Genomic DNA, 21,564 nt, shown 5'->3' on the forward strand with positions numbered 1-21,564 from the left:
CTTACTCGCCTTCCTTCTGCGCGGAGGTGGTCTCGGTTCCCTGCTCGGTGATCATGGCGAGGAACCGGTCGAAGAGGTAGTTGGCGTCGTGCGGGCCGGCCGCCGCCTCGGGGTGGTACTGCACGCTGAACGCGTTGAGGTCGAGGCAGTTGAGCCCCTCCACCACGTTGTCGTTGAGGCTGAAGTGGCTGACCTCGACCCGACCGAAGCCGGCCGGGGAGTCGAAGGTGCCCTCGATCGGCGCCTCGACCGCGAACCCGTGGTTCTGCGCCGTGATCTCGACGCGGCCGGTGCGCTTGTCGAGCACCGGCTGGTTGATCCCGCGGTGCCCGAACGGAAGCTTGTACGTGCCGAGGCCGAGCGCCCGGCCGAGCAGCTGGTTGCCGAAGCAGATCCCGAAATACGGGATGCCGGCGCGCAGCACCTCCTGCAGCAGCTCGACATGCTTGTCCGACGCCCCCGGGTCGCCCGGCCCGTTCGAGAAGAACAGCGCGGACGGTTCGAGCTCGAGGACATCCCGCGCGGTCACCATCTGCGGCAGCACGTGCACGTCGAGGCCTCGCGCGGCGAGGTTGTTCAGGGTGGACGTCTTCACGCCGAGGTCGAGCACGGCGACCGAACCGACCTTCTCGCCGACGGCGGGAACCGTGAACGGCTCCGGCGTCGAGACCTCGGCCGAGAGGTTGCGGCCCGCCATCCCCGTGGCGCTGCGCACCTGCTCGAGCTGCTCGCCGTCGCTGAGGGCGAAGTCCTGACCCGAGAAGATGCCCGAGCGCATGGCACCGGCCGCACGGATGTGGCGGGTGACGGCCCGGGTGTCGATCCCACTGATGCCGACGATGCCCTGGGCGACAAGGTCGTCGTCGAGGCTGCGCTGCGCGCGGAAGTTCGACACGACGCGCGACGGTTCGCGCACCACGTAGCCGGCCACCCAGATCTGACGCGACTCCATGTCTTCGTCGTTCATTCCCGTGTTGCCGATGTGCGGAGCCGTCATGAGCACGATCTGGCCGGCGTACGACGGGTCGGTCAGCGTCTCCTGGTACCCGGTCATGCCGGTGGAGAACACCGCCTCGCCGAACGTCGTGCCGACGGCGCCGTACGCCCGCCCCACATAGCGGGTTCCATCTTCGAGGACGAGGACTGCCGGTTCTGAACCTGCCACGTCACACCTCACTTTCCGTCGTATGTCCCGCCCGAGATCCGGTGGGAAGCAGTTTGTCGACCGCGTCGAGCAGAGCGGCCCGGTCGGCCGGGTCGATGACCCGGAGATAGCTGTCGGCGGCCGCGGCTCCGCTCGTCGTCCAGGAGAGCCGGAGGAGCCCGTCCTTCTCGACGACGCGGTCGATCGTGACCCGTGCCGAACCGATCCCGCTGAGCGCGGCGGCTTCGATGAAGACCGGGGACTCTCCGGTGATGGCGATCGTCACACCGGTCGACTCGACCGTGACCCGGGCACGACCGCGGAACCTGAGCCCGGGGAGGGCCAGCCGTTCCAGCGATTCGCCCCCGCGGGTGGTCGCCACGTAGAAGGTGTCGGTCTCCGCGAGCACGGTACCGCCCTCCGGACGCTGGTACCCGGCGCCGGCGCCGCTGTCACGCCGGGTTCGTCGGCGCCAGCCCCAGAGCATGAGCAGGAATGCGATCACCAGAACCGCCACGACGACGACGGTGGGCACGAGCTTATCCACGGGTGGCCTCCTCGGCTCGGGGTGCGGACTCCACGGCGGCGTACGCCCGTGCGCGGGCGGCCACCTCCTCGACGGCGACGACCTCGCCGTCGAGCACCGTCGCGTATCCGTGATGGAAGGTCGCGACGACCCGGCCGGGCAGGGTCATCGCGAGATAGGGCGAGTTGACGCCCTTGCCGGCGAGGTCACCGGTGGTGAACTCGCGCGAGGCGGTCGGGTCGTAGAGCGTCAACTCCGCTGCCGCCCCCGTTTCGAGGGCGTGGCCGTGACCCGAGATCCGGCCGATCCGCGCCGGAGTGTGCGAGAGCACACGGGCGACATCGGACCAGTCGAGCATCCCGGTCTCGACGACCGAGGCGTGCACGACCGAGAGCGCGGATTCGAGCCCGACCATGCCGAAGGCGGCGGCATCCCATTCGCATTCCTTCGACTCCAGGGGATGCGGCGCATGGTCGGTCGCGACGATGTCGATCGTGCCGTCGGCGAGTCCTTCGCGAAGGGCGGTGACGTCGTCGCGGCTGCGCAGCGGCGGGTTGACCTTGAAGCGGGCGTCGTAGCCGCGGGCCAGCTCCTCGGTGAGGATGAGGTGGTGCGGGGTGACCTCGGCGGTCACGTCGATGCCGCGCGCTTTCGCCCAGCGGATCACGTCGACCGACCCGGCGGTGGAGACGTGGCACACGTGCAGCCGCGACCCGACATGCTCGGCGAGCAGCACATCGCGGGCGATGATCGACTCCTCGGCGACCGCCGGCCAGCCGGCCAGCCCGAGTTCGCCGGAGAGCTCGCCCTCGTTCATCTGGGCGCCGACGGTGAGCCGCGGCTCCTGCGCATGCTGAGCGATGACGCCGTCGAACGCCTTCACGTATTCGAGTGCGCGCCGCATGAGCAGCGGGTCGGAGACGCATTTGCCGTCGTCCGAGAAGACGCGTACCCGGGCCCGGGAGTCGGCCATCGCACCCAGCTCGGCGAGCCGCTCACCCTCGAGGCCGACGGTGACCGCCCCGATCGGGCGCACGGTGGCGTATCCGGCTGCGTCGCCCAGCGAGAGCACCTGCTCGACGACGCCGGCCGTGTCCGCCACCGGCGAGGTGTTGGCCATTGCGAACACCGAGGTGAATCCACCCGCAGCGGCCGCACGCGTTCCGGTCAGGACCGTCTCGCTCTGCTCATAGCCGGGCTCGCGCAGGTGGGTGTGCAGGTCGATGAGGCCCGGCAGCGCGAGCAGGCCGTCCGCATCGACCACTGTCGCCCCCGCGGACGACAGCGCCGTTCCGGTCTCGACGATCCGGCCGTTCCGCACCAGCAGGTCGCTCGTGCGACCGTCCACGAGCGTCGCGCCCGTGATCAGAAAACTCTCTGTCACCATGTCCCGTCGTCCTCCCGATCTCCACCGGACAGCAGGAGGTACAGGGCGGCCATCCGCACAGACACCCCGTTCGCTACCTGTTCTCTGACGGTCGATCGGGGTGAATCCGCCGCCGCCGCCGAAATCTCCAGGCCCCGGTTCATCGGCCCGGGGTGCATGACAATGCTACCGGTGCCGAGGCGGGCCAGCCGGTCATCGTCCAACCCCCAACGCCGCGAGTACTCGCGCGAATTGGGGAAGAACGCCGCGTTCATCCGCTCCGCCTGGATGCGCAGCATCATCACCACGTCGGGCCCGGCGTCGATCGCCGCGTCGAGGTCGTAGCCGACGTTCGCCGGCCACCCGCTCAGCACCACCGGCAGCAGGGTGGGCGGAGCGACGAGCGTCACGGCCGCCCCCAGCGTCTTCAGCAGCCAGACGTTGGAGCGCGCAACCCGGGAGTGCAGGATGTCCCCCACGATCGTCACCGTCACACCGTCGAGGTCGCGCCCCCGGGAGGCGGCGCCGTGGAGCCGCCTCCGCATGGTGAACGCGTCGAGGAGGGCCTGGGTCGGATGTTCGTGCGTCCCGTCCCCCGCGTTGATGATCCCCGCGTCGATCCACCCGCTCGCGGCGAGCGTCTGCGGCGCGCCCGATGCGCTGTGCCGCACGACGACCGCGTCGGCACCCATCGCGGCGAGGGTCTGCGCGGTGTCTTTGAGACTCTCGCCTTTCGACACGCTCGACCCTTTGGCGCTGAAATTGATCACATCGGCCGAGAGACGTTTCGCCGCCGCCTCGAACGAGATCCTGGTGCGTGTCGAATCCTCGAAGAACAGGTTCACGACGGTCTTGCCGCGCAGCGTCGGGAGCTTCTTGACCTCGCGCTCCTGCACATCGGCCATGTCTTCCGCCACGTCGAGCAGGCGGATCGCTTCGTCGCGGCCCAGGGTGCGGGTGGAGAGCAGGTGCCTCATGCGCCGGTCTCCTCGATCGTGACGGACTCGTCACCATCGATCTCGCTGAGCCGCACGTTGATGCGCTCGGAGGCGGCGCTCGGCAGGTTCTTCCCCACGAAGTCCGCGCGAATCGGCAGCTCGCGGTGCCCGCGGTCGACGAGCACGGCGAGCCGGACCGCGCGGGGGCGACCCAGGTCGCCCAGCGCGTCCAGTGCCGCGCGGATGGTGCGGCCCGAGTAGAGCACATCGTCGACCAGCACGACGGTCTTGCCGTCGATCCGGCCCGGAACAGATGTCGGAGCCGGCGTGCGCGTGAGATTCCGGGAGAGGTCGTCCCGGTACATCGTCACATCGAGAGCGCCGACGATATCGCCCGCGCCCGGCTCGATCCTGTCGATGATCTCAGCGATCCGCCGCGCGAGAAAGACGCCGCGGGTCGGGATTCCCAGAATCACGAGATCGTTCGTTCCCCGGTTGGACTCAAGGATCTCGTGGGAGATCCGAGTCAACGCCCGGGAGATGTCAGCCTGTTGCAGCACAGTTCGCGCCGTCATGCCGACTCCCTTCTCCGCCTCACAGGACGGTGGTTAAAGGTTGTCTACCGGGGTCGAGCATAGCAGTGCGGCGGGTCACCGATCAGTGCGCGGCGAGGAAGGTCTTGAACTCGTTCGCCTTCGTGATGTCGCCGGAGAACTGTTTGCCGTTCACCAGCACGGTCGGTGTCTGCTCGATCTTCTTGAGCGTCGAGCCCTCCACATCCACGGGACCGCTCAGCGCGCGCGCCGTGTTGCGTTGCGCCCAGGCCTGGTACGGCCCGCTCTTCGCCAGGCAGCCGGCGATGTCTGCGATGCCGAGATCCGTCGCCCGCTTCGCGAGCTCCTCATCGGTGAGTCCGCTCGACCCCTCCTCTGGCTGGTCCTTGAACAGGGCCTGGAAGTACTCCACCATGCGGTCGGGATCGTTCACCCCGACACAGGTGAGCGCGGCGACCGCGCGCGTCGAATAGCCGGTCCCGTTCGAGTTCGGGTCGAGGAAGGTGAGCGGGTGGATGCGCAGTGTGATCGAGCCATCGGAAACGGCCGAGGCGATCGTCGCCCCGTTCGTCTTCTCGAACTGCCCGCAGAACGGGCACATCGGGTCGACCCACACATCGACGCGTTTATCGCCGGTGCCGGCCTGGAGGTAGCCCTTGTCGAAGTTGACGGCACCCTCGGTTCCGCTCGGTGGTTTCGCCGTGGATGTCGGCACCGACGACGAGCCGCCGACGATCGAGCAGGCGGCCACTCCGACGAGGAGCGCGGCGGCGAGGAGTGCCGCGCCGAGGGCGCGGAGGCCGCGGCGACGGGAAAGGACGGTGGGGGTCATCGTTCTGCGTTCCGTTCGTTCGGGCACCGGCGGCCGGCGCCGGCCCTAGGCCGTTCTGTTCTGCGCAATCTTGGCGAGGAGGCCGTTCACGAAGCCGGCGGAATCGTCGGTGGAGAGCACAGTCGCCGCCTCGACGGCTTCGGAGATGGCGACGCCGTCAGGGACCTCGTCGTTGAACAGCACCTCCCAGACGCCGATGCGCAGGATCGCACGATCCACGGCGGGCATCCGGGCCAGGGTCCACCCCTGGGAATAGGTCTCGATCTGCTCATCGATCTCGTCGAGGTTGTCGATCACCCCGTCGACGATCTCGCGGGCGTACAGCCAGGAGGTCTCGCGCTGCGGCTCATTGGCCGCCCGCTCCGCCTCGGTCGCGAGGGCCTGATTCAGGGGCACCTGCCGGATATCGGCACCGTAGAGCACGTCCAGCGCGCGTTTACGGGCTTTGGTTCGGGCACTCATGCTTGTTCGTTACTCGCTGACCGACGGGGGTCAGTCGTTGACACGGCCGAGGTAGTCCCCGGTTCGCGTGTCGACCTTGACCTTGGTGCCCGTCTCGAGGAACAGCGGAACCTGGATCTGGTAGCCGGTCTCCACGGTCGCCGGCTTGGTGCCGCCGGTCGACCGGTCGCCCTGCAGACCAGGCTCGGTGTACGTGATCTCGAGAACGACCGACGCGGGGAGCTCGACGTAGAGCGGCTCGCCATCGTTGAGCGCGATGGTGACGTTCTGATTCTCGAGCATGAAATTCGACGCGTCGCCCACGACGACACCGGTGACGGTGATCTGGTCGTAATCGCCGGTGTCCATGAAGACGAAGCTCTCGCCGTCCTGGTACAGGTACTGGTAGTCGCGTCGGTCGACGTTCGAGGTCTCGATCTTCGATCCCGCGTTGAAGGTACGGTCGACCGTCTTGCCGCTGGTCACGTTCTTCAGCTTGGTGCGAACGAAGGCACCGCCCTTGCCCGGCTTCACGTGCTGGAACTCGATCACGGTCCAGAGCTGGCCGTCCATGTTGAGGACGATGCCGTTCTTGATGTCAGCGGTTGTAGCCATACGAGAGTTCCGTTCGAGTAGAAGAAGAAGCGGGTGGATGCACGCCCGGGGCGGACCACGGTGGCTGCACCCGGCAAGACGGGGCGGCAGCCTCAAGAGATTCTAGTTGGCGCGCTGCGATTCAGCGAATGACTGACGGATTTCGGAGGATGTACGCCAGCGCGAGCCGGTACCCCTCGAACCCGAGACCGGCGATCACACCGGTGGCGACAGCGGTGATCACACTGGTGTGGCGGAACTCCTCGCGGGCGTGAGGATTCGAGAGGTGGACCTCGATCACGGTGCCGCCGGCCTTCGTCACGAGAGCCACCGCATCCCGGAGCGCGAACGAGTAGTGCGTCCACGCGCCGGCGTTCAGTATGACGGGCGCACCGCTGTCGGCCGACTCGTGCAGCCAGCGCAGGAGTTCGGCCTCATCGTCGGTCTGGCGCAGGTCGATCGCCGTCTCCGCCGCGTCGGATTGCAGCAGCTCACGGAGTTCGGCGAGTGTGCCCGAGCCGTAGACATCCGGCTCCCGGGTGCCGAGCCGACCGAGGTTGGGACCGTTCAGGACGAGGACGCTGCTCATGACGCCCTAGCCTAGCGGTGGCGCGGCCCAGCAGGGCGCGGCCCAGCAGGGCGCGGCCCGGCAGGGCGCGGCCCAGCGGGGTGCTCAGCCCAGCGCCGCCTCGCCGTCGACGAGGGGGCGCACGCGCACGGCCGACCAGGCGCCGTCGATCGCGATGTTGCTGATCGCCCGCCAGCCGAACGCGCCGGCCTCGCGCATGATCGTGTCGCGGTTGACGTCGGCTCGTCCACCCTTCGGGTAGAGGTACCAGACCGCACGCGCACGACTGAGCACCGGGAGTTCGTCAGCGAACCGTTCGAGCAGTTCGGCCCGGGAGTGCACGAACGCCAGCGCGACCGCGCCGTCACCGAGGGCCGTCTGCGATGCCCCGTCCGGCAGCACACCGATCAGGGCGCGCTCCTGCGCCGTTCCGCCCAGGATGCTCACCGCGTCTCCCGGCTTCACCTGAAGCTTCTGGGCGATGGTCTTGATTCCGGCGGTCACGGCTACTCGCCGATCTCCTGGTACGCGGCGAACAGCAGGCTCTGGTCCGGCCCCGCGAGCACGGTGGGGCGCGCCAGGGCGTCGAGGACGATGAACCGCAGCAGACTGCCACGGGCCTTCTTATCCCGCTGCATCGTGGCGAAGAGCGTCTGCCACCGCCCGAGCGGATACGTCGTCGGCAGCGTCAACGACTCGAGGATGCGGCGGTGCCGGTCGACCACGTCGTCCGACAGCCGGCCGCTCAGCCGGGCGAGCTCGGCCGCGAACATCATGCCGACCGCGACGGCCGCGCCGTGCCGCCACTGGTAGCGCTCCGCGTGCTCGATCGCGTGGCCGAGCGTGTGCCCGTAGTTGAGGATCTCGCGGAGCCCCTGCTCGGTGAAGTCCTCCCCCACGACCCGGGCCTTGATCGCGATGGAGAGCTCGACGAGGCGCCGGAACTCCGGGGTCGTCGGGTCGGTCGCGCGGTCCACATCCCGCTCGATGATGTCGAGGATCTCCGGCTCGGCGATGAAGCCGTACTTCACCACCTCGCCGAAACCGGCCAGGATCTCGTTCTTGGGCAGCGAGGTCAGCGTGTCGAGGTCGCAGATCACGGCCGCCGGCGCATAGAACGCTCCCACCAGGTTCTTGCCTTCGGCCGTGTTGATGCCGGTCTTGCCGCCGACCGCCGCATCCACCATGCCGAGCAGGGTCGTCGGAACCTGCACGAGCCGCACCCCGCGCAGCCAGGTCGCCGCCACGAAACCGGCGACATCCGTCACGGCCCCTCCGCCGAAACCGATCACGGCATCCGACCGGGTGAAGTCTGCCTGCCCCATGACCTGCCAGCAGAACGCCGCCACCTCGACGCGTTTGGCCGCCTCCGCATCCGGGACCTCGGCGAGCAGCACCTCGTAGTGGTCGAGCAGAGACTCTCGCAATTCCGCCGCGGCGGCGCCGAGCGTCGGTGGATGCACGATGAGCACCTTGTTCACGCCGCCGCCGAGCGCGCTCGACAGATCGGTGCGCAGTCCGCGACCGACCAGCACCGGATAGGGGTCGGCACCGGCCACCACGATCTCGGTGGGCTGGTCTTGTTCGATGTCGGTCATCGTCGTCCTTCCTCGACCCACTGCGCGATCTCGTCCACGATGGTGTCGATCGGCCGGGTGGATGTGTCTGCGGTGTAGTCGGCGAGTGACGCATAGAGATCAGCGCGCCTCGCCACGAGCTCTTTCCAGGAGTCCAGATCAGTGACGAGCGGTCGCTTCGCGTTCGCGATCCGGTCGGCGATGGCTTCCGGCTGCACGGTGAGCAGGATGACGCAGGCGCCCGCGAGGTCGGTCTGTGTCTCGGGGTCGAGCACGGCTCCCCCGCCGAGCGAGACGACCCGGGGCCTTCCAGCGCCTCGGCGACCGCGATCCGTTCCAGCGAGCGGAAATGAGGCTCTCCGAAGTCGGCGAAGATTGCCGGGATCGGCCCGTGCTGCGCGACCACGACCGCATCCGTGTCGATGAACGGAAGGCGCAGGCGGCGCGCCAACCGCTTCCCGACGCGCGTCTTTCCCGCTGCCGGTGGCCCGATGAGGACGATCGTCACGTCTGCGGCGCTCTCGTTCCGAACGGTCGACCCGTCCACTTAGGCGTAGGGCGCCGACAGGCGCGTCGTCGCCAGGTTCTCGGGGATCGCCTCCAGGTAGCCGCGCAGGTTGCGCGCCGTCTCCGAGATCGAGTCACCGCCGAACTTCTCCAGCATGGCGTTCGCCAGCACGAGGGCCACCATCGCCTCGGCGACGACCCCCGCCGCCGGCACCGCACAGACGTCGGAGCGCTGGTGGTGGGCCGGAGCAGCCTCGCTCGTCGCCACGTCCACGGTGCGGAGCGCGTGCGGGATGGTCGCGATCGGCTTCATGCCGGCGCGGACCCGCAGCACCGTACCCGTGCTCATGCCGCCCTCCGTGCCCCCGGCCTTGTCGCTGGTACGGGTGATCTCCCCGCTGTCCTGCACGAGCTCGTCGTGCGCGTCGGAGCCGCGACGCGTCGTCGTCAGGAAACCGTCGCCCACCTCGACGCCCTTGATCGCCTGGATGCCCATCAGAGCGCCCGCCAGCTGGGCGTCGAGTCGCCTGTCCCAGTGCACGTGGGAGCCCAGTCCGGGCGGAAGTCCGTAGGCCAGCACCTCGACGACACCGCCGAGCGTGTCCCCGTCTTTGTGGGCGGCGTCGACCTCCGCGACCATCGCCAGGGAGGTCTCCGGGTCGAAGCAGCGCAGCGGATCGGCGTCCAGCGTCGCGAGGTCGCTCGGCAGCGGCAGCGGCGAACCTTCCGGCACGCGCACGGGTCCGACCGACAGCGTGTGACTCACCAGCGTGACGCCGAGCTGCTCGAGGAAGGAGCGGGCGACCGCGCCGAGCGCCACCCGGGCCGCCGTCTCACGGGCGCTGGCGCGCTCCAAAATCGGCCGGGCCTCGTCGAAGCCGTACTTCTGCATGCCTACGAGATCGGCATGACCGGGACGCGGGCGGGTCAGCGGGGCACCGCGACCGCCGGCGAGCTTCTCCGGATCGACCGGCTCTGCGCTCATCACGTCGATCCACTTCGGCCACTCGGTGTTGCCGATGCGCACAGCGATCGGGCTGCCCAGGCTGTAGCCGTGCCGCACCCCGCCCGAGAGCTCCAGCGCATCCTGTTCGAACTTCATGCGCGCGCCCCGGCCGTAGCCGAGTTTGCGGCGCGCGAGATCGGCACGGATGGCGTCGAGGGAGACCGGCACACCGGCCGGCAGGCCTTCGAGCAGGGCGATGAGTTCTGGACCGTGGGATTCCCCGGCCGTGAGCCAACGAAGCATGGTTCGATTCTGGCACAGCGTCGAGGGCCGCCCGCGCGCCCGCGGGCGTTGCCCGGCGCCTACTCGGTCACGCGACGGCTACTCGGTCAGCGGAGCGCCGCTCGCGTCGATCCCGATCGCCTCGAGCATCGCCGCGAGCACGGTCTCCTCGTCGTCGACCGGCTGCAACGGATCGCCCGAGACGAAGATGCGCACCTGCAGCAGTGCCTGATGGGCGAGCAGGGCGAGACCGGAGATTACCGTGCCACCGACCGCCGACCAGGCCGAGCCGAGCACGCTCGGCCACGGATCGTACGAGACGTCGAACAGCACCGCGCGACGTCGCGTCGAATCCGTGTAGAGCGCCTCCGTCGTCACCCCGCCCGGAAGCGTGCTGACGACGAGGTCAGGGATGTCGAGCGAGCGGTCGGCCTGCGCAAGCGGGCGGAGGCGGATCATCAACCCCAGCTCGTGCGCGAGCGGCTCCAGCCAGACGCTCCGCTCCAGCGAGCGGACGTAGACGTCGACACGCTCGGCGCCCAGCTCCGCCGCCGCGACCAGGGCGGATGCCGCCGTCGCCCCCCCGCCCAGGATGTGCACGAATCGCGCACTCTCCAGGCCGGCGGCCGCCAGCGCCCGCACGATCCCGGGAACGTCCGTGTTGAATCCGCGGAGGACTCCATCGTCGAACAGCACCGTATTCGCCGCGCCCGTGCGCTCCGCCACCCGGTCGACCTCGCCCAGCAGCGGTAGCACCGACTGTTTGAGCGGCATCGTCAGCGACAACCCGCGCCACTCGGGGCCGAGGCCCTCGACGAAAGCGGCCAGCGTGTCGCCGGTCACATCGGCCGCGTCGTACTCCCAGTCGAGACCGAGCGCGCGATACGCCGCCCGGTGCAACGCCGGAGACTGCGAGTGCCCGATCGGCGAGCCGAGCACCGCGAGCTTCCGCGTCATCGGCTTGGGTCTGCGCGCGGTCTTCGGCTTCGCCTTGACGGGTGCGGGCTCCGGCTCGGACGCCACGGGCGCGGATTCCACCGGCTCCGACGCCACCGGCTCCGGCGCCACAGACTCCGACACCACAGGCTCCGACACCACAGGCTCCGACGCCACTGGCTCCGGTTCGGGTTCCTCGGACTCTGCGGCGAGCTCGACCTCGGCGACGACGACTTCCTCGGCCTCCGCCTCCCGTTCCGCCTCGACGAGCGCGGCGATCCCCGCCTCAGCGGCCGCCTCCGACACCCCGTTCTCGCCGGCGTCGATCATCGACGGCACTTCGGGCGTCTCGTCGGTGTGCGGTTCGTCTCGTTCGTCAGTCATAGCCGGGGTTGTCCTTCATCCATTGCTGCCATTTTGCGACGGCGGCCTCATGCTCGGCCTCCGTCGTCGAGAAGATCGTCTCGCCGGTCTTGAGGTTCCAGGTGACGAAGAACATCCACGGTCCGACCGCCGGATGCAGCGCGGCGTCGATCGCGAGATCGCCCGGGTTCGAGATGGGGCCGACCGGGAGCCCGGGATGAACATACGTGTTGTAGGGGTTCGAGGCGTCGGCCCGTTCCGCATCCGTCGTCGTCACCGTGTGCGTGTTGCCGGTGCCGTATGCGACGGTCGCGTCCGATTGCAGGTCCCATCCCTGCGCCAGACGGTTGAGGAAGACGCGGGAGACTTTGGGATAGTCCGGGGCGAGTCCCGCCTCGCGCTGCACGATCGAGGCGAGCACCACCGTCTTCCAGCGGTCGGCCGGCGCGACCCCGGCGTCGTCGAGCGCCTGGAAGCTCCGATCGACGAGTGTCTTGATGGCGTCGTGCGCCGTCACCCCGGGAGTGAAGGTGTACGTCGCCGGGAACAGGAACCCTTCGAGCGTCTTCGCCTCCGCCGGCACGCCGTACTGCGCGGGGTTGGCCGCGGCCGCCTGCAGTTCGGCGAGCGGGATCTTCGTCGCCTCCGCGACGATCGGGAGGATGTCCTTCTCCGCAGTCCCCTCCGGGATCACCGCCGTGTTCTCGACACGCGATGACGGATCTTGCAAGGCGACCAGCGCCGCCTGAGCGCTCATCTGCTTGGCGAGCTTGAAAGCGCCCGGCTGGAACTCGACGGCCGGATGCTGCCGCAGGAGCAGGGTGTAGAACGCGGAGTAGCTCTTCGTCACCCCCGCCTTCTGCAGATTTGTCGCCACATCCGAGCCCGTGTCGCCGCTCTTGATCGAGAACAGCACCGAACCGGTGCCCTGGCCGGTGTAATCGTCGTCTTTCGGCGAGACGGCTGCGATGAGTTTCGCCACTTGCGGCTGGAAGAACGCGTACGCTCCGCCGACGAGGCCACCCATGATGGCCACGATGATGATCGTCACCCAGAGCGGCTTCAGGCTGCGCTTCTTCCTCGGCCGCTTCTCATCGGAGACGTAGTGCTGCTGACGCCAGGCCAGCGGTGAGGTCGAGGCGTCCGCGGCCTCCGCCGAGTCGTGAGCCGTCAACCCGGCGAACGCCGAGAACGGATGCTCATCCACCGGTTCCGGCGTCGCCTCGGGCGGTGCCGTCTCGTCGGACACGGTTGGTGTCGCCGTCGTCGGCAGTGAGGGCGCCTCCCCGTTTTGGTCGCTTCCGATGACCGGCTGAGCTCCCGTCTCCTCGCGCTCCCGCGCCTCCCTCGCCTCGCGTCGCGTCATCGGCGGCCGGTTCACGGCGGGGAAGACCGGTGGGGCCGGAGGGGCGACGGGTTCCGCCGGCCCGGCCGGCGGCTGCTCGGCGGAGCCGAAAACCGTGCCGAACGGGTCGAACTCGCGCTCGATATCCTCGGAGGGAGATGTTTCGCCGTGCCCAGGGAGAGATGGGTTCTGCGACAAACTAGGGTCCAATGTTCGATTCGACGGGGGTGCCCGGCGGATGACCTGAAGCGCGCTCCGCGTCGAGGGCGTGCTGCAAAATTATCGTGGCAGCCACCTGATCCACCACCGGACGCGCGCTTTTCGAGTTCTTTCCCGACGCCCGCAGTGCCGAATGCGCAGAAACCGTCGAAAGCCGTTCATCCACGAGACGCACCGGAACGCCCACCTCGGCCTCCAGAGCAGCAGCGAATCCGATCGCGTCGGCGGTCGAAGCCGTCTGCGCTCCGGAAAGCGCCAAAGGTAGTCCGACGATAATCTCGAAAACTTCGAGTTCGGTCACAATCTCGCCGATTCGCCGACGATCGGCAGCATCCTCGGAGCGGGCGACCGTCTCCACCGGCGTCGCGAGCACCCCGTGCAGGTCGGATCTGCTGACACCGATGCGCACCTTGCCGACGTCGACGCCGAGGCGGACTCCCGCTCGCACCGGTGCCCTACCCGCCGATCGCCGACGTCACCGCACTGAGCGCCGCCGGGATCGCGTCGATGTCGGCTCCGCCGCCCTGGGCGAGGTCGGCCTTTCCACCGCCGCCGCCGCCGAGAACGCCGGAGGCCGTCTTCGCGAGCGTCCCGGCGTTCACGCCGGCGTCGCGGGCTCCCTGGTTCGTGGCCACGATGACCACCGGCTTCTCGCCGACCCTCGCCGCGAGCGCGACGACGGACGGATCCGAGCCGAGTCGTTCACGCACGGTCGTCGCAAGCAGACGCAGATCGTCGGCCGAGTTGAGCGTGCCGGCGTCGGAGGCCACCAGCGTCACGGCCCCATGCCGAGCAGCACCGTCGAGCAGTGACGGAACCTTGTCGAGCACCGCACGCGCCTCGAACGCCGCGATCCGCTTCTCGGCCGTCTTGAGGCTGGCAAGGAGGTCGGCGATCTTCTCGGGGAGCTGCTCGCGCGGCGTCTTGAGACTGCCGGAGAGCTGGGAGACGATCGTGCGCTCCACAGCGAGGTCGCGGAAGGCCTCCAATCCGACCAGCGACTCCACCCGGCGGTTCGTCGAACCGACGGACGACTCGCTCACCAGGTTGATCATGCCGATCTCGGCGCTGGAGGTCACATGGGTTCCCGCGCAGAGCTCGCGCGACCACGGGCCGCCGATGTCGACCACACGCACGGTCTCGCCGTACTTCTCACCGAACAGGGCCATCGCGCCGAGCGCCTTGGCCTCGGCCAGGGGCAGCTCGCGGGTGCTCACCTCGAGGTTCTTCCGGATGGCGTTGTTGGAGATCTCCTCGATCTCGGTGCGGGTCTCGGCGGAGAGCGCCTGATTCCAGGAGAAGTCGAGGCGCAGATAGCCCGCCTTGTTGTACGACCCCGATTGGTGGGCGTTGGGGCCGAGCACCTGGCGCAGCGCCGCGTGGATGATGTGTGTTCCGGAGTGCGCCTGCCGAGCGCCGCGACGGTAGTCGCCGTCGACGAGACTGGTCGCCGGCGAGCCGACCCCGACCTCACCGTTACGCACGAGCACCTTGTGGCTGATCAGCCCTTTGACGGGCTTCTGCACGTCGAGGACCTCCAGCTCGTAGCCGGGCCCGACGATCGTTCCGGCGTCGGCATCCTGACCACCGGACTCGGCGTAGAGCGCCGTCGCGGCGAGAATGACCTCGGCGATCTGCCCCTCCGTCGCCGTCGGAACCGCGGCGCCGTCGACGATGAGACCCAGGATGCTCGACTCCGTCTGCAACTCCGTGTAGCCGGTGAAGACGGTCTCACCCAGCGCGCGGAACGCACTGTAGACCGAGAGGTCGGCGAGGGCGGTCTTCTTCGCCTTGGCATCGGCCTTGGCGCGCGTCCGCTGATCGGTCATGAGCGTGTCGAACGCTCTGCGGTCGACGCTCAGGCCGGCCTCCTCCGCCATTTCCAGCGTGAGGTCGATCGGGAAACCGTAGGTGTCGTGCAGCAGAAATGCAGTGTCGCCTGCCAGCTCCTTCTTGCCCGCCCGCTGCGTGTTCGCGACGGCGGTGTCCAGGATGCCCGTTCCCGCGACGAGCGTGCGCAGAAAGGTCTCCTCCTCCGCATACGCCAGCTGGGAGATCCGGGCGAAGTCGCTCGCGACCTCCGGATACGCCGCCTTCATCGCATCGCGCGACACCGTGAACAGTTCAGGGAAGGTGGCGTGATCCACGCCGAGCAGCTTCATCGCACGCACCGTGCGCCGCAGCAGCCGGCGCAGGATGTAGCCGCGCCCCTCGTTCGACGGCGTGACACCGTCTGACATCAGCATGAGCGCGCTGCGCACGTGGTCGGCGATCACTCGGAGGCGCACATCGTCCTCGTGGACCGCGCCGTACGTCTTCTCGGCGAGCTCGGCCGCACGGTCGAGCACCGGCCGCACTTGGTCGATCTCGTACATGTTCTCGACGCCCTGCTTGAGGAAGGCCACCCGCTCCAGACCCATGCCGGTGTCGATGTTCTTCTTCGGCAGGTCTCCGAGGATCTCGAAGTCGCCCTTGCCCGTTCCCTCACCGCGCAGATACTGCATGAACACGAGGTTCCAGATCTCCACATAGCGGTCGTCGTCGGTGGCCGGACCGCCATCGATGCCGTAGGCGGGGCCGCGGTCGAAGAAGATCTCCGAGCAGGGGCCGGCCGGGCCGGGTTGGCCCGTCGACCAGTAGTTGGTGTCCATCCCGAGCCCTTGGATGCGTTCCTCGGGCAGTCCGGCGACGCGTCGCCAGATCTCGCGGGCCTCCTCGTCGTCTTCGTAGACGGTGACCCAGAGATCTTTCGGATCGAACCCGAGACCGCCATCGGTCTCCGGTGTCGTCAGCAGATCCCAGGCGAACGTGATCGCCTGCTCCTTGAAGTAGTCGCCGAACGAGAAGTTGCCGCACATCTGAAAGAAGGTGCCGTGGCGCGGCGTCTTGCCGACCTCGTCGATGTCCAGCGTTCGGATGCACTTCTGCACGCTCGTCGCCCGCGGGAACGGCGCCGGAACGAGACCCGTGAGATAGGGCACGAACGGCACCATCCCGGCCACGGTGAACAGCAGAGTCGGGTCGTCGCTGACGAGCGAGGCGGAGGGGACGACCGTGTGCTCGCGCTTCGCGAAGAAGTCGAGCCAACGGCGGTGGATTTCAGCAGTCTGCATGGGTTCCGGTTGTTCGAGGTCGGAAGGAGGGAAAGGGTGGGGTTCAGTCGCCGTCGATGGCCGATCGCAGCTCGGCCTCACGTTGGCGGTAGCCGTCGGAGACGGCCGTGCCGAAGTCGCGGGCCTTCTTGTCGATCGTGCCGAAGAACTGTTTGCCCTGCGGAGTCTCGTTCATCTTGTGCGCCACGACGAAACCGAGTGCGACACCGACGATGAGCCAGAGAAAACTCTTCATACCCATAACTCCCTCATGGAATAGCTCCACGGATTCGCTCCGTGGATGGATGCGGGCTGCGGGCGGATCACTCTGCCTGCGCCCGCGCACCCCGGTCAGTTTAGTGCGTGCCCCCGCGCGAACGCCGTGAGCCTCCGCCCGCCCGGAACGCGGCGCGCACCGCGGCACTGAACCCGGCGAGTTTGATGAGCGGACCGCCGACGGTGGCGGCGAAGAGCGCGACGAGGGCGGACACGTTCCCGGTCACATCCGCGACGTTCTTGGTGATCACATCCACCCGGGCCAGCTGCTTATTGGTCTCCTGGAGCGTCGTGGCCGTCTCGTCGAGGATCGGCGTGATGCCGTCGCTCGCGTCCTTGATGGCCTGCCGGGTCTGGTCGAGCACGCGTCCGAACTTCACGAGCGGGATCGCGATGAATCCGACGAGCACGGCGAAGACGACCGCCGCGATCAGTCCTGCGATGTCGCCACCCGACACGTGATCACCATCCATTCTTCGAACCGGTCGGTGCCCGGCTGGTCAAGAATACAGAGAAACGGGGCCGTGACCGAAGCCACGACCCCGTTCCGGGTGTCTGTTGCGAACCCTAGCGGGCCGCGTAGTACTCGACGACGAGCTGGACTTCACACGTCACGGGAACCTCGGCGCGCTTCGGGCGACGAACGAGACGGGCGTGCAGCTTGTCGAGCTCGACGTCCAGGTAGGCCGGCGTCTTCGGAAGAACGTCGACGTGACCGCCGGCGGCGGCGACCTGGAACGGCTCGGTACCCTCGGAGCGCGCCTTGACGTGGATCAGCTGACCCGGCTTCACGCGGAACGAGGGACGGTCGACGATGTTGCCGTCGACGAGGATGTGGCGGTGCACGACCATCTGGCGCGCCTGCGCCGTGGTGCGGGCGAAGCCGGCGCGCAGCACGAGGGCGTCGAGACGCATCTCGAGCAGCTCGACCAGGTTCTCACCGGTCAGGCCCTGGGTGCGACGGGCCTCTTCGAACGCGATCTTCAGCTGCTTCTCGCGGATGCCGTACTGGGCGCGCAGACGCTGCTTCTCGCGCAGACGAACGGCGTAGTCCGAGTCGGCCTTGCGCTTGGTGCGGCCGTGCTCACCGGGAGCGTACGGACGCTTCTCGAGGTACTTGGCGGCCTTCGGGGTCAGGGCGATGCCCAGCGACCGCGACAGGCGGGTCTTGCTACGGGTACGTGACTTGGTAGACACGAGTTCCTTTCGGTTGTCTCTCTAACAGTGTGAACGCAGGCACACAGGATCGTCCTGCAAAATTAGAGGGATGGTGCCGAGGACGCCCGGCTACAGGGCCTGTCCCTTCGAGAACGTGTGTCGACGCAGCCGCACGCGAAACACATTTCTAGGCCCGCCGAGTCTAGCAGAACCTTTGCTACAGCCCGCGCACGATCCGACGCAGCTTGGCGAGGCGCGCGGAGACCTCGCGTTCGTTACCGTGCTCCGTCGGCTCGTAGTACGTGGTGTCACGCAATTCATCGGGCAGGTACTGCTGCTGCAGTACGCCGAGCGCATCGTCGTGGGGATACTTGTAGCCTTTGCCGTGTCCGAGGCGTTTCGCACCGGCGTAGTGGGCGTCGCGCAGATGCTTCGGCACGCGGCCGATGCGGCCGGCCCGCACATCGGCGATCGCCGCGTCGAGCGCCATGTACGCCGCGTTCGACTTGGGAGCGGTGGCCAGGTGGACCACGGCCTGAGCCAACGGGATTCGCCCCTCCGGCATCCCGATCAGCTGCACCGCGTCGGCTGCCGCCACCGCGACGACGAGCGCCTGCGGATCGGCCAGGCCGATGTCTTCCGAAGCGAGGATGATGATGCGGCGGGCGATGAAACGCGGGTCTTCCCCCGCCTCGATCATCCGCGCGAGGTAGTGCAGCGAGGCGTCGACATCCGACCCCCGCACCGACTTGATGAACGCGCTGATCACGTCGTAGTGCTCATCGCCGTTGCGGTCGTAGCGCAGCAGTGCGCGGTCGACCGCCTGGGCGACCAGCTCGGCCGTGATGACCGGCTTCTTCTTCGAGGTGGCCGGGGTCGACGACGCGGCGCTCACCGAGGCGGCCTCGAGCGCGGTGAGCGCGCGTCGCGCATCCCCCGACGCGAGGCGCACGATCACAGCCCGTGCTTCGGGGGCGAGCGTGTAGAGATCGGCGAGACCCCGATCGTCCGCCACCGCTCGGTCGATGACCGTGCCGAGGTCGTCGTCGCTGAGCGTCTCGAGCGTGAGCAGCAGGGAGCGGGACAGCAGCGGCGAGATCACTGAGAACGACGGGTTCTCCGTCGTCGCCGCCACGAGGATGACCCAGCCGTTCTCGACACCGGGAAGCAGTGCATCCTGTTGGGCCTTGGTGAACCGGTGGATCTCGTCGAGGAACAGCACCGTGGAGACACCGTAGAGGTCGCGCGTCGACAATGCCTCGTCCATGACCTGACGCACATCTTTGACGCCCGCCGTGACGGCGGAGAGCTCGACGAACCGACGACCGGAGGAATGGGCGATTGCCTGCGCGAGCGTGGTCTTGCCCGTTCCGGGCGGACCCCAGAGGATCACCGAGACCGAACCGGTCTCGCCGCTCTGGTCGGTAGCCAGGCTGACCAACGGGGAACCGGGCCGCAACAAATGCTTCTGCCCTGCGACTTCGTCGAGCGACTTCGGCCGCATCCGGACCGCCAGAGGGGTGGCCCCGGTGCGGAGTCCGGGTTGCGCGTCGACCATGCCTCCAGGCTAGTTGCTCCCGCCGACACCGAAATCTGGGAGCGGCGACTTTGTCGCGCACAGTCGGTTCGAATAGGGTTCATCCTGATCCCGCGGGCGGTGGCGCGCCGGATCGCACAACTCTTTGCACGACGGCGCGCCCTCGGAGGACTCACGTGGCAACAAACAAGCAGAACGACCGCGAAGCCCGGCAGGCCCGCGAACGGCTGCGTGCATACCAGGCGCGCCAGACCGTGCACGAGACGAAGGTCAAGCGCCGCGTGCGCGACAACTGGATCGCGGCCGTAGCCCTGCTCGTCGTGCTCGTGCTCGCCGTCGGCACCCAGCTGCTCTACTTCACCAAACCGAACAAGCCGAGCGCCTCCGCCTCGCCGTCGGCATCCGCCCAGACATACACGCTCCCGGCCAAGACACTCGCCGGCGACCGCACCTGGACAGGGACGCTGACCATCAACGGCATCCCGCTCGGTGTCTCGCTCGACGGCGCGAAGGCCCCGCAAGCGGTCTCGTCCACCATCGCGCTCACGCAGAAGGGCTTCTACAACGGGCTCAGCTGCCACCGCCTGACCACCTCGACCAAGCCCGTCTTCGCCGTGCTCCAATGCGGCGACCCGAAGGGCGACGGCTCCGGCGGACCTGGATACTCCTACGGGCCCATCGAGAACGCGCCGAAGGACAATGTGTACCCGGCCGGCACCATCGCGATGGCCCGCCAGGGCAACAATGCCAGCAGCCAGGGCAGCCAGTTCTTCGTCGTGTACAAGACCACCACGATCCCGGCCGACACGGCAGGCGGCTACACGGTGATCGGCACGGTGACGAGCGGGCTCGACACGCTCATCACCGACGTAGCCGACAAGGGAGTCGAAGGCGGAGGGACCGACGGCAAACCGGCGGTCACCACGAAGATCGACAGCTTCACCCTCCAGTAGCCGGTGAGACTCGCGCGGCTGCACGCCGCGCGAGTGTGCAATAGGCTAATTCGCAACTGTGGGCGGTCATCCGCTCGGAACGCATGTCAGCAAGGTGAGGCTCTTGGCTACTACTGATCAGCAACCGTGGGGTCGTGTCGATGAGACCGGCACCGTCTTCGTCCGCGAAGGCGATAGCGAGAGGGCCGTCGGCCAGTATCCAGACGGTTCTCCCGAAGAGGCGCTCGCCTATTTCGAACGCAAGTACACCGACCTGGCCGGACAGGTCGGTCTGCTGGAGCAGCGCGCCCGCCGTGCCGCACCCGCCGCCGATGTCGCGAAAGCGGTCGCCTCGCTGCGCGAGAACCTCACCGGCGCCAACGCTGTCGGTGACCTCGCCGCCCTCGCGGCACGACTCGACAAGCTCGGCGGCGCCGTCGAAGAGCTCACCGAGCAGCAGAGCGCCGAGGCGAAGGCCCTCGTCGAACAGGCCGTCGCCGAACGCACCGCCATCGTCGTCGAAGCCGAAGCCCTCGCCGCCGAAGACCCCGCACGCACGCAGTGGAAGCAGACGACATCCACGCTGGACGCTCTCTTCGCGCGGTGGCAGACCCACCAGCACGAGGGTCCGCGCATCCCCAAGAACGAGGCGAACGAGCTGTGGAAGCGATTCCGCGCGGCCCGGTCGACCATCGAGCACAACCGCAAAGCGTTCTTCGCCGACCTCGACAGCCAGCACCGCGATGTGCGCTCGCGCAAGACGGCGCTGATCGAGCAGGCGGAGTCGCTCATCCCCCGCGGCGCCGACGGTGTTCCCGAATACCGTCAGCTCCTCGACCAGTGGAAACTGGCCGGTCGCGCGGGCAAGCGCAACGACGATGCGCTCTGGGCCCGGTTCAAGGCCGCCGGCGATGCGATCTACGGCGCCAAGGCCGAGATCGATGCGCAGGAGAACGAGGAGTACAGCGCCAATCTGGAGCTGAAGGTCGCCCTGCTCGACGAGGCCGAGCCGCTGCTCAAGGCCACCGACCGAGAGTCGGCCAGAACGGCGCTGCTCTCCATCCAGCGCCGCTGGGACGAGATCGGCCGCGTTCCGCGAGACCAGGTGCGCGTCATCGAAGATCGACTGCGCAAAGTCGAGACCGCCGTCCGCAAGTTGGACGAGGAGCACTGGGAGCGCAACAACCCCGAGAAGAAGGCCCGCACCGAGGGTCTGGCCAGCCAGCTCACCGCCGCGATCGCCAAGCTCGAGCAGGAGCTCGAAGAGGCCGAGGCCGGCGGGGACAAGCGCAAGATCAAGGAAGCGCAGGAGGCTCTCGCCGCCCGCAAGGTCTGGCTCGACGCCCTCGGCTGACCCCGCATCACGCGGCTTCTGCACAGCGCAGGGTTCTCCACATCTCGCCCTCGCACCGGTGACACCGGTCGACGGCG

At 68.2% G+C, this 21,564-nt stretch carries 22 protein-coding genes and 1 pseudogene; 2 read left to right on the top strand and 21 right to left on the bottom strand.

Annotated features, from left to right (window positions below):
• Window position 1 precedes the first annotated feature (1 nt).
• From carA to K5L49_RS03720, 21 genes and pseudogenes are all read right to left on the bottom strand, one after another.
• Complete coding sequence (carA, locus tag K5L49_RS03620; RefSeq protein WP_223690651.1) at window positions 2–1,165, bottom strand: glutamine-hydrolyzing carbamoyl-phosphate synthase small subunit; 1,164 nt, start codon at window positions 1,163–1,165, stop codon at window positions 2–4.
• 1 nt (window position 1,166) lies between these two features.
• The gene (locus K5L49_RS03625) at window positions 1,167–1,691 is read right to left on the bottom strand and encodes a PH-like domain-containing protein (protein WP_223690652.1); all 525 of its coding nucleotides are present in this window, start codon (window positions 1,689–1,691) and stop codon (window positions 1,167–1,169) included.
• Window positions 1,684–3,057 (bottom strand): dihydroorotase, encoded by a 1,374-nt coding sequence (locus K5L49_RS03630; protein WP_223690653.1) that lies wholly within the window; start codon window positions 3,055–3,057, stop codon window positions 1,684–1,686. The genes K5L49_RS03625 and K5L49_RS03630 overlap by 8 nt, the downstream gene beginning before the upstream one ends.
• Window positions 3,051–4,013 (bottom strand): aspartate carbamoyltransferase catalytic subunit, encoded by a 963-nt coding sequence (locus tag K5L49_RS03635; protein WP_223690654.1) that lies wholly within the window; start codon window positions 4,011–4,013, stop codon window positions 3,051–3,053. The genes K5L49_RS03630 and K5L49_RS03635 overlap by 7 nt, the downstream gene beginning before the upstream one ends.
• Complete coding sequence (gene pyrR / locus K5L49_RS03640) at window positions 4,010–4,549, bottom strand: bifunctional pyr operon transcriptional regulator/uracil phosphoribosyltransferase PyrR (RefSeq protein ID WP_223690655.1); 540 nt, start codon at window positions 4,547–4,549, stop codon at window positions 4,010–4,012. Before pyrR ends, K5L49_RS03635 begins: the two co-directional genes overlap by 4 nt.
• A gap of 82 nt (window positions 4,550–4,631) precedes the next feature.
• Complete coding sequence (locus K5L49_RS03645) at window positions 4,632–5,360, bottom strand: DsbA family protein (protein WP_223690656.1); 729 nt, start codon at window positions 5,358–5,360, stop codon at window positions 4,632–4,634.
• 45 nt (window positions 5,361–5,405) lie between these two features.
• Window positions 5,406–5,822, bottom strand: a complete 417-nt coding sequence (nusB, locus tag K5L49_RS03650; protein WP_223690657.1) for a transcription antitermination factor NusB — start codon at window positions 5,820–5,822, stop codon at window positions 5,406–5,408.
• Window positions 5,823–5,852: 30 nt separating this feature from the next.
• Window positions 5,853–6,416: an elongation factor P gene (gene efp, locus K5L49_RS03655; RefSeq protein WP_223690658.1), complete on the bottom strand. Its 564-nt coding sequence runs from the start codon at window positions 6,414–6,416 to the stop codon at window positions 5,853–5,855.
• Between the two features lie 121 nt (window positions 6,417–6,537).
• Complete coding sequence (locus K5L49_RS03660) at window positions 6,538–6,984, bottom strand: type II 3-dehydroquinate dehydratase (protein ID WP_223690659.1); 447 nt, start codon at window positions 6,982–6,984, stop codon at window positions 6,538–6,540.
• An 84-nt stretch (window positions 6,985–7,068) separates the two neighbouring features.
• The gene (locus K5L49_RS03665) at window positions 7,069–7,467 is read right to left on the bottom strand and encodes a hypothetical protein (protein WP_223690660.1); all 399 of its coding nucleotides are present in this window, start codon (window positions 7,465–7,467) and stop codon (window positions 7,069–7,071) included.
• 2 nt (window positions 7,468–7,469) lie between these two features.
• A complete protein-coding gene (gene aroB, locus K5L49_RS03670; RefSeq protein WP_223690661.1) occupies window positions 7,470–8,561 on the bottom strand; it encodes a 3-dehydroquinate synthase in 1,092 nt (363 codons plus the stop codon).
• Window positions 8,558–9,048: pseudogene (locus tag K5L49_RS03675) on the bottom strand (shikimate kinase). Before K5L49_RS03675 ends, aroB begins: the two are co-directional and overlap by 4 nt.
• A 39-nt stretch (window positions 9,049–9,087) precedes the next feature.
• Window positions 9,088–10,296, bottom strand: coding sequence for a chorismate synthase (gene aroC / locus K5L49_RS03680; protein WP_223690662.1), 1,209 nt, complete (start codon window positions 10,294–10,296; stop codon window positions 9,088–9,090).
• A gap of 78 nt (window positions 10,297–10,374) precedes the next feature.
• Window positions 10,375–11,595, bottom strand: coding sequence for a shikimate dehydrogenase (locus K5L49_RS03685; RefSeq protein WP_223690663.1), 1,221 nt, complete (start codon window positions 11,593–11,595; stop codon window positions 10,375–10,377).
• Window positions 11,588–12,940 carry an endolytic transglycosylase MltG gene (gene mltG / locus K5L49_RS03690; protein WP_223690664.1) on the bottom strand — a complete coding sequence of 451 codons (1,353 nt, stop codon included), beginning with the start codon at window positions 12,938–12,940 and terminating at the stop codon, window positions 11,588–11,590. The genes K5L49_RS03685 and mltG overlap by 8 nt, the downstream gene beginning before the upstream one ends.
• 178 nt (window positions 12,941–13,118) lie before the next feature.
• On the bottom strand, window positions 13,119–13,586 hold the full coding sequence (ruvX, locus tag K5L49_RS03695; protein ID WP_223690665.1) for a Holliday junction resolvase RuvX: 468 nt from the start codon (window positions 13,584–13,586) through the stop codon (window positions 13,119–13,121).
• Between the two features lie 7 nt (window positions 13,587–13,593).
• Window positions 13,594–16,251 (bottom strand): alanine--tRNA ligase, encoded by a 2,658-nt coding sequence (gene alaS, locus K5L49_RS03700; RefSeq protein WP_223690666.1) that lies wholly within the window; start codon window positions 16,249–16,251, stop codon window positions 13,594–13,596.
• Window positions 16,252–16,294: 43 nt separating this feature from the next.
• A complete protein-coding gene (locus K5L49_RS03705; protein ID WP_223690667.1) occupies window positions 16,295–16,486 on the bottom strand; it encodes a hypothetical protein in 192 nt (63 codons plus the stop codon).
• A 100-nt stretch (window positions 16,487–16,586) separates the two neighbouring features.
• Window positions 16,587–16,964: a DUF948 domain-containing protein gene (locus K5L49_RS03710; protein WP_223695232.1), complete on the bottom strand. Its 378-nt coding sequence runs from the start codon at window positions 16,962–16,964 to the stop codon at window positions 16,587–16,589.
• 109 nt (window positions 16,965–17,073) lie between these two features.
• Window positions 17,074–17,703, bottom strand: coding sequence for a 30S ribosomal protein S4 (gene rpsD / locus K5L49_RS03715; protein ID WP_223690668.1), 630 nt, complete (start codon window positions 17,701–17,703; stop codon window positions 17,074–17,076).
• A gap of 178 nt (window positions 17,704–17,881) precedes the next feature.
• Complete coding sequence (locus K5L49_RS03720) at window positions 17,882–19,222, bottom strand: replication-associated recombination protein A (RefSeq protein ID WP_223690669.1); 1,341 nt, start codon at window positions 19,220–19,222, stop codon at window positions 17,882–17,884.
• A gap of 155 nt (window positions 19,223–19,377) precedes the next feature.
• Between K5L49_RS03720 and K5L49_RS03725 the strand changes: the two genes are divergently transcribed.
• Window positions 19,378–20,154 (top strand): peptidylprolyl isomerase, encoded by a 777-nt coding sequence (locus tag K5L49_RS03725; RefSeq protein WP_223690670.1) that lies wholly within the window; start codon window positions 19,378–19,380, stop codon window positions 20,152–20,154.
• A 103-nt stretch (window positions 20,155–20,257) separates the two neighbouring features.
• Window positions 20,258–21,487 carry a DUF349 domain-containing protein gene (locus tag K5L49_RS03730; protein WP_223690671.1) on the top strand — a complete coding sequence of 410 codons (1,230 nt, stop codon included), beginning with the start codon at window positions 20,258–20,260 and terminating at the stop codon, window positions 21,485–21,487.
• The last annotated feature ends 77 nt before the right edge of the window (window positions 21,488–21,564 follow it).

The sequence above is a fragment of the Leifsonia poae genome (assembly GCF_020009625.1).
In the GTDB taxonomy this organism is placed as follows: domain Bacteria; phylum Actinomycetota; class Actinomycetes; order Actinomycetales; family Microbacteriaceae; genus Leifsonia; species Leifsonia poae_A.

What these genes read in the sequence shown, in the direction of transcription:
- K5L49_RS03630 (WP_223690653.1), bottom strand. Translation starts at nt 3,057, where the DNA reads ATGGTGACAGAGAGTTTTCTGATCACGGGCGCGACGCTCGTGGACGGT.
- K5L49_RS03705 (WP_223690667.1), bottom strand. Translation starts at nt 16,486, where the DNA reads ATGAAGAGTTTTCTCTGGCTCATCGTCGGTGTCGCACTCGGTTTCGTC.
- alaS (WP_223690666.1), bottom strand. Translation starts at nt 16,251, where the DNA reads ATGCAGACTGCTGAAATCCACCGCCGTTGGCTCGACTTCTTCGCGAAG.
- mltG (WP_223690664.1), bottom strand. Translation starts at nt 12,940, where the DNA reads ATGACGCGACGCGAGGCGAGGGAGGCGCGGGAGCGCGAGGAGACGGGA.
- K5L49_RS03685 (WP_223690663.1), bottom strand. Translation starts at nt 11,595, where the DNA reads ATGACTGACGAACGAGACGAACCGCACACCGACGAGACGCCCGAAGTG.
- efp (WP_223690658.1), bottom strand. Translation starts at nt 6,416, where the DNA reads ATGGCTACAACCGCTGACATCAAGAACGGCATCGTCCTCAACATGGAC.
- K5L49_RS03635 (WP_223690654.1), bottom strand. Translation starts at nt 4,013, where the DNA reads ATGAGGCACCTGCTCTCCACCCGCACCCTGGGCCGCGACGAAGCGATC.
- aroC (WP_223690662.1), bottom strand. Translation starts at nt 10,296, where the DNA reads ATGCTTCGTTGGCTCACGGCCGGGGAATCCCACGGTCCAGAACTCATC.
- pyrR (WP_223690655.1), bottom strand. Translation starts at nt 4,549, where the DNA reads ATGACGGCGCGAACTGTGCTGCAACAGGCTGACATCTCCCGGGCGTTG.
- K5L49_RS03720 (WP_223690669.1), bottom strand. Translation starts at nt 19,222, where the DNA reads ATGGTCGACGCGCAACCCGGACTCCGCACCGGGGCCACCCCTCTGGCG.
- K5L49_RS03660 (WP_223690659.1), bottom strand. Translation starts at nt 6,984, where the DNA reads ATGAGCAGCGTCCTCGTCCTGAACGGTCCCAACCTCGGTCGGCTCGGC.
- aroB (WP_223690661.1), bottom strand. Translation starts at nt 8,561, where the DNA reads ATGACCGACATCGAACAAGACCAGCCCACCGAGATCGTGGTGGCCGGT.
- nusB (WP_223690657.1), bottom strand. Translation starts at nt 5,822, where the DNA reads ATGAGTGCCCGAACCAAAGCCCGTAAACGCGCGCTGGACGTGCTCTAC.
- K5L49_RS03645 (WP_223690656.1), bottom strand. Translation starts at nt 5,360, where the DNA reads ATGACCCCCACCGTCCTTTCCCGTCGCCGCGGCCTCCGCGCCCTCGGC.